The organism is Pararobbsia alpina (assembly GCF_902859895.1).
GTDB lineage: Bacteria > Pseudomonadota > Gammaproteobacteria > Burkholderiales > Burkholderiaceae > Pararobbsia > Pararobbsia alpina.
In genome coordinates, this window is the sequence record NZ_CADIKM010000084.1 from 1 (window position 1) to 9,154 (window position 9,154).

A 9,154-nucleotide genomic window follows, 5' to 3' on the forward strand; every position below is an offset into this window, starting at 1 on the left:
CGACCGCTGGATCCATCTAATCGGAAAGGGCGCCAAGGCGGCGAAGGTGGCGCTACCGCCCCTGGGAGCGGAGGCGCTGTTCCAGTCTCTCGGCGAGCGCGGCCTGTCACGGGTGCCCGAGCAGTGGCGACGCAATACCCCTGTGGTCGCGAACCTGGACACGGATGGCGGCGGCATCAGCGGGGTTCGCCTGTGGAAGATCATGAAGCGGTTTTTTGGGCAGGCCGCCGACGTGATGGAAGTGGACCATCCGGCACTGGCAGAAAAGCTGCGCCGAGCGAGTCCACACTGGATGCGGCATACCCATGCTACGCATGCGCTTGCGCATGGTGCCGAGCTCACTACCGTCCGGGACAACCTGCGGCATGCCTCGATCTCGACGACCTCCATTTACCTGCATAGCGATGACCTCACGCGAGCGCAGCAGATGGCGGGGGCCTTTGCCGCCGTAAAGGATACCAAGTCAAACCAGTCTGCTTGACCCTCGGGCTAATGGGGCAGATCTGCAGGTACGAAAGGCTTGTTAGCAGGACATCAGCGTTGCGGCAGTCTCACCTTCGCACATGAGCTCCGCCTCCTTCCGGGAATTTTCCGAATACCACAGGAAACAAGGGCATTTGCGGGCAATTTTGACGAGCTGCGCGCGAAACTGCATCAGAATGGGCTATCCAAACGCGTCTATTCCGATATGGCAAAAGCTCGGGTTATCGAGAAGCATTAGTTTGCCCACATGGCAAAGGTCGTCGTCGTTCAAGCCGGCCACTTCCAGTCATTTGCGAGCACGCCAAGAAGGACGCTCGAACGTCAGATTCGACCTAGACAACGGTCCTTCGGCTGCTGACTTGAGGCGTCGGCACCGGCCAGAGCGACCGACTCGCCGACTGCCAGTCTGGGCCCCGTGGGCAGCCAAAGCCATCACCGCGGCGATCTTCTGATTAGCTAGAGTAAGGATGACAAAAGCATTTCTCTGAAATTTGGCGCAATCCAAGGATCATCCTTCACTCTATCGATAGGGGAATTCAAGTCTTCGCCCAACACGTGACGAACCTTGGCGATTGTTTGTGCGGCGAACATCGGACCATCTAAAAGTTCGGACGGAACGATATCGCGAGCAACGTACATTCCAGCGGCCATGTCCGATCGCATCAGTCGGCCCAGCCAATGAATGTAGTCGGCAGCGACGCCAATGCGATAAGATTTTGGCGCTTCGGCCAGTACCGCAACGTTCAGCGCGATAATGGACAGGAACAAAGCGACTTCATGCGCATCCCACGCAACCCTGTGCTCAAACCGTTGCGTTTCGATCAATTTGACGAATTCGTGGACTTTCGGGTTGAGCTTGGCGCGGACGAAATTGGTCGCATTTTGTTTGCGCGCGATGGTCTTCCCCAGATTTTCCAAGACAGAGCGTCGCACGTCAAAAGGCAAAAACCAGCCGCTCGGTTGGCCCGGTTTCGGAAGCAGTTCCAGAACATGATTGAGCAACCTGTCGTCCAGCATGTTTGCGAGCTCGTCCATCCCGCGGCTCCTGAGGTGGTCGGAAACGAACACGACGATGGCGTCACGGTGCTTAACGACTTTAAACAGGGCGTCTGCGAACTTCTCTGTGTCGATGTCCTTCCGCCAATCGCACAAGAACGCATTAATGCGAGCGCCTACTTGAGGTTTGAAGTCGGAGTTGCGAATGATGACGTTCCAGACATCTGTCAAAAAGGCGTTTGCTGGTGCTGCCCAGGCAGGCTCGGTGTTGCTGGGGGAGGAAGTTATTGTCACGCTGGGCGCAGATGCACCGACCGCATCTGCGCTCTTCCAAATAACTTCAGGCCGGAGTCCTGGGGTGTGCCCTTCGACCATTTCCAAAATGTAGGCATAGACACGCCACGACATCACTTGGTTGAGTTCGCAGATCGTAAAGGGCCAATCCCCGGCCGCCCTGCTCAGGCTGTTGGAAAGCAGATACGACTTTGGTGCGCCCTTCTGGTCGATGACGCAAATGTAGCGATCATGGAACGCCTGCGCCGAGCCGTTGCCGCGTTTGACATGCACGATGGAAACTTGACCGGCCAACTTGGGCGCCCATTCCGTCGCCGTGTTGGTTAGTTTGGCCAGGTAATTACTGTTGGCCGTCGCGGCAGCCGTGTCGGCATCAGGATCGATATCGCCTGGCGATACGACGATAAAAAGCTCAGCGGTTTCGTTTCCTTGGCGGGCGACGACCCGCTTAAGTGAGTCGCTCCCCAGGTATGGGTCGACGAGATAAGCTCTTGCCATACCTGGTTGTTCAATCTTTTTTTTAATCCACCGAATGACCTCGAGCTGTCCCTCCGCGCCGCGCTCGAACCAAACGTTTTCAAACGTGGGTGAAAGCGGTCCGACCAATGCGGCTAAATTCGCTTGAGTCTTTCGCAATATGTCGAGGCCGCCCGAACGATTGGCGATTGCTGGCCCTTCAAAAGAAGTAGTACGAACGCGGTGTCTGGCTTCGAGGTCAGGACTCTTGGGCGCACCGGGAAAAGGCGGGGGAAGTGCGTCAACGGCGCCCAAAGCTGACAGACCGAACTGGAACCCTTGGGTGAATTTGGCGTTCAATTGATCTACGAGGTTGCCAGCTTCGTCGAACACGCCTACCGAAACGTCGGTGACGTGCGTCGGCGCCGAAACGACGATTTCAAGTGTTCCGGCGTCGAAGTCGAGAAGTACCGCACGAAGAACTTCGTCGTAGTTTCCCAATGTAACTTGCAAGCTGAACCTTTGGTCTAGCGGCGCGGCATAGCGGCGTACATACAGCCGCAGCATGGCAGCTTTGGTTCGAAAGTCAGGCTTTTCAGGCATCACATCAAACAGTGGACCGTCCAAATGCATTGTCGCCGGTGCGCGGTAGAAAAAGTCTATACCTCCGATCGGTCGGTGCTGCCCAAAAATCTCACCGGTTCCGGACACAGCGCCGATTTTTGAGACCAGCATTTCAAGCGCTTTCGACACGGTGCCTGGTTTTAGGTTCTGGTCGAGCGCTTGTTTCAACGCTTTGAACGGTGCTTCCGTCGCAATGCCATTTCGATATAAAAGACCGACGCCGCTTATGCGCGCCCTTTGATTTTTTTCCTCGACTGCGAGTGGACCGAAGGACGCACCCCCGAGCGTTTGCCCGGCGGCGATCGGACAATCATCGGGTAGCGTCAAACGGCCCTCATTGATCCCATTTTGAAGTCCGACCTCTTCGGCCGCTGGGATAATCTTATCCCACGTAATGAGCTCAAGCGGGGTTCCTGGAACGACTGAACGGCTAACGACATCAATCGCGACATCCTTCGGCAAGTTGGGCTCGGGATAGATGCCAGGCCCGCGCACGGTTCGAATCAACGCGTAGCAAAGGGTAGGAGCAAGTCCGTCGGCCGCGACACCGAACACCGTGAGTGCTAAAGGCATGAACCGTTACTCCAGCAGGAAGGGATTAATTTGCGTTTGGTCGCCCCCAAAGCCAAACTCGATGAGTTCGGGAACTATTCGGCTAACGCACATCGGACAGCAGTTCCGTTTCGAAGCCGGTGCCCACGAAGGCTATGATCGCGTCGATAGAACGTCTTTTGGCAAGACCGAGTTCGCCCCCTTGACTACGAGGTTGGTCAATTCGATCCGGCGTGAACTTTCCAATCCGGCCATGAAGGGACTTTCGCACGATGTGTGTTTGCATTTAGCGATGGCACATCTCGAAACTTTGCCTTGTCGACTCCGATACAATATTGATATTGTTACTTGGACCTTGACCTTTTGGTTGGTGTTACTCCCATGTCAAATCGCCTCGTTGAACAGATCTTTCCTGTATTGAAAACAACCGACGATGTCGTAAAGAAAAGACATTTTTCCGACTACGAAGGGCATCCTGGTATTGTCCTATTAGGCGATCCTGGCGCCGGTAAAACACATCTTTTCAAAACGGCTGCAGAAAGCTGTACCGGTGGGCGATACATGACGGTGCGTCAGTTTCTCATCGCCCCTCCTGACTGGTCCAAAGAAACGCTTTTCGTTGATGCTCTCGATGAAAAGCGAGCGGGGCGCGGTGATGACAGCGTTGTTGACGCAGTGGTCAAAAAGCTTCTGGAAAACCCACCCGCCAAGCTTCGTATCTCGTGTAGAGAGAGAGACTGGTTGGGCGACTCAGATCGGGAAGCTTTCTCACCTTTCTTCGAACCTCGTGGCGGCGTCGCGGTACTTGAACTTGGATATTTTACGCCTGAAGAGCAAGTGGGTCTGCTTTTGTCTCTAGGCATCGGGTCCCCCGAGGCGTTCCTGCAGGAGGCTCTCGAAAGAGATCTGACAGATTATCTCACGAATCCGCAGAACTTGAGCATGTTGGCAGAAGTCGCAAAGGATGGGCACTGGCCCCAGACGAGGTTTGAATTGTTCGACCTCTCGTCGCGAAGGCTGTTAGCCGAGCACAATAGGGAGCGTGCTAGGAGAGACGAATACGGAGTGGATGAACTCCAACTGATAGTAGGGGCAATTTGTGCATTGCGCCTAATCAGTGACATTGATGGCGTTTCAATAGACCTCCGCGGGGTGGATGACACACGCCCCGGCTTCGAGCTACTCCTGGGTTTCTTCGAGCGCGACAAAATCCGAGCGGCACTAGGCCGTCGAATTTTTTTGTCGATTGCGGAAGGCTCCGCGGTAGATTATGTACACCGTACAACCGCCGAGTTTGTCGGTGCTCGCTGGCTGGCGCACCAGATCAGTGGCGGTCTGCCAGTCGAGCGCGTAGTCGCATTGATGGGGATTGATGGGCAACCGTCTACTGAACTACGCGGGCTACACAGTTGGCTGCCCGTTTTTCTGCCGACTTTTGCAAATCGATTCATTGAGGCCGATCCACATGGAATTTTGACATACGGCGATGCTGCCTCGTTGGACCCAACAGCTCGCATGCATCTTTTCAATGCGCTTGCTCGCTTGTCCCAAACCGACCCATGGTTCCGCAGTGGCTCACAGTCAACCGAGAAGCTCGCAGTCTTTTGCACCACCGACCTGGTTTTCAAATTAGAAGCCGTATTGTTGGACAGCAACTCCAATTCCAGTCTAAAAATACTGGTGCTCGATGCACTTGAGATGGGGCCGCCGCAGACAAGCCTAGCTGGAAGCCTTGCTCTCATTCTTCGAAATCCCGATGCATCAATTGGCGAGCGCGTACGGGCGCTTAGAGTGCTTCTTAGGCTGGGCTCGATCGGAGAGAGCCATATCGTAGAGGCATGCCGTTGTCATCTCGGCTGGACGGCAGACGATATCTTGCTAAAAGCAGAAGCATACGGCTCTCTCTTCGGCAAGCCCTTCATCGCGGCCGATGTAGCAGAATTGCTGGTTCGTTTCCAAGAATCTACGACAGAAGTACCCAGCAGTACGATCGTTTGGGCGCTCCCCGATGCCATTCCACCAAGCGAAATTCCATTTATTCTTGATTCCGTTCCGGGACCGCTGCGTCCAGAGCCTACCTCCTATCATTCGGTTCATACCAGTCGCAATGCGTCTACCGTCGGAAATGCGCTGGCAAAGTTTCTGATAAAACTGCTGGACAGTGAGGAACCGATTTCTCCGAGCGCTCTATGGCGGTGGATGACCATCATCGGCACGCAGCATGGCGGGTCTTATTTGAAAGAGCAGCTCAAGCTGGCACTCGTTAGCCGAAAGACATTACTGCTGAAACTGATTGACGAACGGCTGTCGGAGTTCTCGAACTCGACCCGAATTTTCACGTTCGCAAGCACCATACATTCCACCCTGATAGGCGCTGTTGAAAATCGCGATGTCCTTGAACGGGTGCTGATTCGTCTCAGATCGCCACAACCTGGTCGCCCGGTGGCGGGAGTACTTTACGAGCTGGCGCTGTGGCTTCTTCGGACCCAGGTCGCCGACGCGCCCCGCTTGCTCGAAGAGCTTTATCCGTTGGGGGAGCTTGCAGAACTTAGGGAAATACGGGACGCCGCTCTGTGCGACGTGATTCCCGACTGGAGGCGGCAGATGGCGGTCGCTAGCGAGTCGAACCGGCAAGATAGCGAGGCTGACAAAAAACGCGTGCTTGAAGAGTTTCGGGCCTCCGAGCCTGCTATCCGTGCGGGTTCGCAACTCAATTGGCTAGGGCATCTCGCTCGAATTTATTTTGGGGATTTCAATGACCTAGACCGAAATCTATCGCCGCGCGAGCGGCTACTCGGATATCTCGGGGAAGAATACGGACAAAGCGCATTAGAAGGTTTTGTGGCGTTGCTCTCAACTCAGGTGATGCCCTCCGTTCAAGTCATCGGCGACGCACATATCGGAGGTGAAATTCCTTCTTGGTGGATAGCGATTGTCGCTGGACTCGATGAATTTTATGTTGATGACGTGGCTTCTGCACTCGTTGACAGGGGCGTCCTGTCTGCGGGTTTGGCCATCGATTTGATCCATTCAACGAGCCAATACCACGGCAATTCGGTGAACCGAATTCGTCACGAATGGGTGACAAATGCCTTAAAAAGCCACAAGGCAGTTGTCCGTGACACCTATCTAGCAGTTGCAACAATTGAATTTGATGCGCGTCGCTCTTTCATAGATGGCATGCATGAATTGCGGACGGCTCCCACACTTGCGGAGTTTCGGGGAAACGTGGGACTGTCAATATTGCGTTCTTTCCCAAATGCGTCCGGTCAACATCTCCAGCAAGCTCTCGAGTGCGCTTTGGCGGACGACGGATCGAGCGCATCTTTGGTGTCTTTAGCACCCGGAATACTGGCCGGCACACGCGGCGTTGATGAGGCAAACTGTGATCGTTGGCTGACGGCTGCTTTTATCGCGCACCCCAGCGAATTTTTCGACGACTTCGTGCGACGTGCGTCGAAGTCCATGAGTGTGATTTGGTTGCTCCGCGATTTTCGCAGGCCATCCAAGTTCGGAGCAACTGCTGATACAGATCGAGAGCTAGAGTTACCGCTTTCTCATCTTGAAGCCATTGTCATCCTGATCGCGCAACACTTTCCTGCTACGCCCCACCCGTCAGGAGTGTTCAGTGGAAACACAAATGCCTGGGATGCTTCCGAGTTTTTGAGAATATTGGTTAACCGTATATCGGCGGATTCGTCCCTGGAAGCTTCGTTGTGCCTCACGCGTCTATCTAAGGATCCAAGACTTTCGACCTACCGCGATTTTGTTTTGCATGCTGCGGCGAGTCAGCAAGTGCGGCGTCGAGATGTGGCGTACCGCCAACCAAACTGGACTCAGTCCATCTCAACGCTCGCGAACAAGTCACCAGCGAATGCAGCGGACCTTCATGCGCTGGTGATAGACACATTGAAAGACATCGCAAAACAAATATCTCACGCGAACAACGACATCTACAAAAGATTCTGGAATGAGGACAGTTACGGCCGTCCCACGGATCCGAAACCGGAGGAAAGTTGCCGGCACGTACTTATCGACTTGCTTCGATCAAGATTGGAGCAGGCCGATGTAACTATCGATCCGGAAGGCCATATGGCGGGCGGCAAGCGCGCGGACATGGTTGTGCAATACGGCGGACGCTTTAAGATTCCGGTCGAGCTCAAGCGGAACTATCACACCGAAGTTTGGGATGCACCCCAGACCCAACTTGACCGACTCTATACGAGTGACCCGCAAGCCTACGGTTACGGCATCTACGGTGTGTTTTGGTTCGGCAATTCTCGTGGGAGGAATACCCCGCCACCTCCCGATTCCAGGGCACGCCCGGAGACGCCAACGGCGATGGCGGCGAAGCTTTGGTCGCTAATTCCAGATGCTCGTCGCAGTCACCTATCAGTTTTGATGCTGGACGTCTGCGGCCCATCGAATTCCGGCGGCAGCGGAGCAGCGTGAAGGATCGTCATGCCGCAGATCGTTTTCGATTCGCGAGTCGAAGCGAAGAAGTTCCTTTTTGTGTACTCTTAAATAACGAGGCTGTGCTCGTATAGATTGGTTCGCACAAGCGCTTCGGCTCGCTTATAAACGAAGGCCAATTTCGCTCATTGAGCGGCCCTCTTGCGCCGATCGGCGAACTTCGGCAATGGCCGAATTTCGGTTCCCGATGAAAAGCAGCGAACGTCCGTTGTTCCTTGGAAGTCGCCTTGTGTGCCGCGCTGGTTCGACCGACCGTTGAGGGTCGGCTACGGAAGTTTAAGTATCGGCCAAGGCTGGTGTTGTGCTGGCTGTTCATGTACCTCCGTGTGCGGCCAGGAACAGCCGTTCATCCAGCATCCGTTTCGCCAGTTGAACGGCCGCAATCGCTCGAGTTTCGCCTACCAAGCGGTGTCAATAGAGTTGCTAGTTAAGCACGCATGCATACCGACTTCGCGTCTAAATCGAGGATACCGATCAAACTTAATTGATGAAAATGATCTGGCCGTCGACGAAAACTAATTAAAAATACCCAACACAAACGTTACTATTTATGCAACGATCTTCAGGCTGTTCAATACGATTAATTGAACATCAAATGAACCGCGCTGCCTTCTTTCGCTCCAGTGCGGAAAAAATCACGACATGCGCTACAAGCGCGGAAGGAAAACTGAAGATGCCGAAGAATATCGTACTGTGCTTAGACGGCACGTGGAATGGCCCTAATTCGAAAGACACAAAAACACAAGACAGTGTTCCTACCAATGTGCAAAAGGTATTTGAGGCGCTCAGCGGTTCGGGCCTCCTCGCACCAACGGATAATGAAAAAGAAATTGTATTTACCGACAGCTCTGGCGCACAAGCTCAGGTCGGCAAGTACATCCACGGGGTCGGCGATACGACGAATACGATCGCGAAGAAGGTCGACGGCGCGTTGGGTCTTGGACTTGTCGAACGCATTGTTCGCGGATACACATATTTGTCACGGGAATATCAACCCGGCGACCGCATTTACATCGTAGGGTTTAGTCGTGGTGCGTATACGGCCCGAGCACTGGCGGGCTTCATCGCCGGAAAGGGACTACTCGATTGGGCTGCTATGGGGCTGATTGCCCACTCATTAAAGAGCTATAGCGCGGGGCTCGCTGCTTGGACGCAGTATAAGCATGCGATTCACGCGGACGATACTGGCATTTTGCACGCCCTTGCCGAGAGCATTACCGATTTTGCAGATCGGCTCGAACTGGGACTGCACCCGGCACCGGAACTCAAACTCACG

The 9,154-nt window shown here is 54.4% G+C and carries 4 protein-coding genes; 3 read left to right on the plus strand and 1 reads right to left on the minus strand.

Annotated features, from left to right (window positions below; translation table 11 throughout):
* Positions 1–481: tyrosine-type recombinase/integrase (locus HV670_RS28525; RefSeq protein ID WP_175108311.1), on the plus strand; the 481-nt coding region annotated here is incomplete at its 5' end.
* A 458-nt stretch (positions 482–939) separates the two neighbouring features.
* On the opposite strand, the gene HV670_RS28530 is transcribed toward HV670_RS28525, so the two are convergent.
* Positions 940–3,426 carry a VPA1262 family N-terminal domain-containing protein gene (locus tag HV670_RS28530; protein WP_175108312.1) on the minus strand — a complete coding sequence of 829 codons (2,487 nt, stop codon included), beginning with the start codon at positions 3,424–3,426 and terminating at the stop codon, positions 940–942.
* A gap of 360 nt (positions 3,427–3,786) precedes the next feature.
* Here HV670_RS28530 and HV670_RS28535 point away from each other — a divergent pair, with 360 nt between their 5' ends.
* Together HV670_RS28535 and HV670_RS28540 are read left to right on the plus strand one after the other, a co-directional pair.
* Positions 3,787–7,857, plus strand: a complete 4,071-nt coding sequence (locus tag HV670_RS28535; protein ID WP_175108313.1) for an NACHT domain-containing protein — start codon at positions 3,787–3,789, stop codon at positions 7,855–7,857.
* Between the two features lie 616 nt (positions 7,858–8,473).
* Positions 8,474–9,154 (plus strand): phospholipase effector Tle1 domain-containing protein (locus HV670_RS28540; protein ID WP_175108314.1); only part of this gene is annotated, 681 nt, incomplete at its 3' end.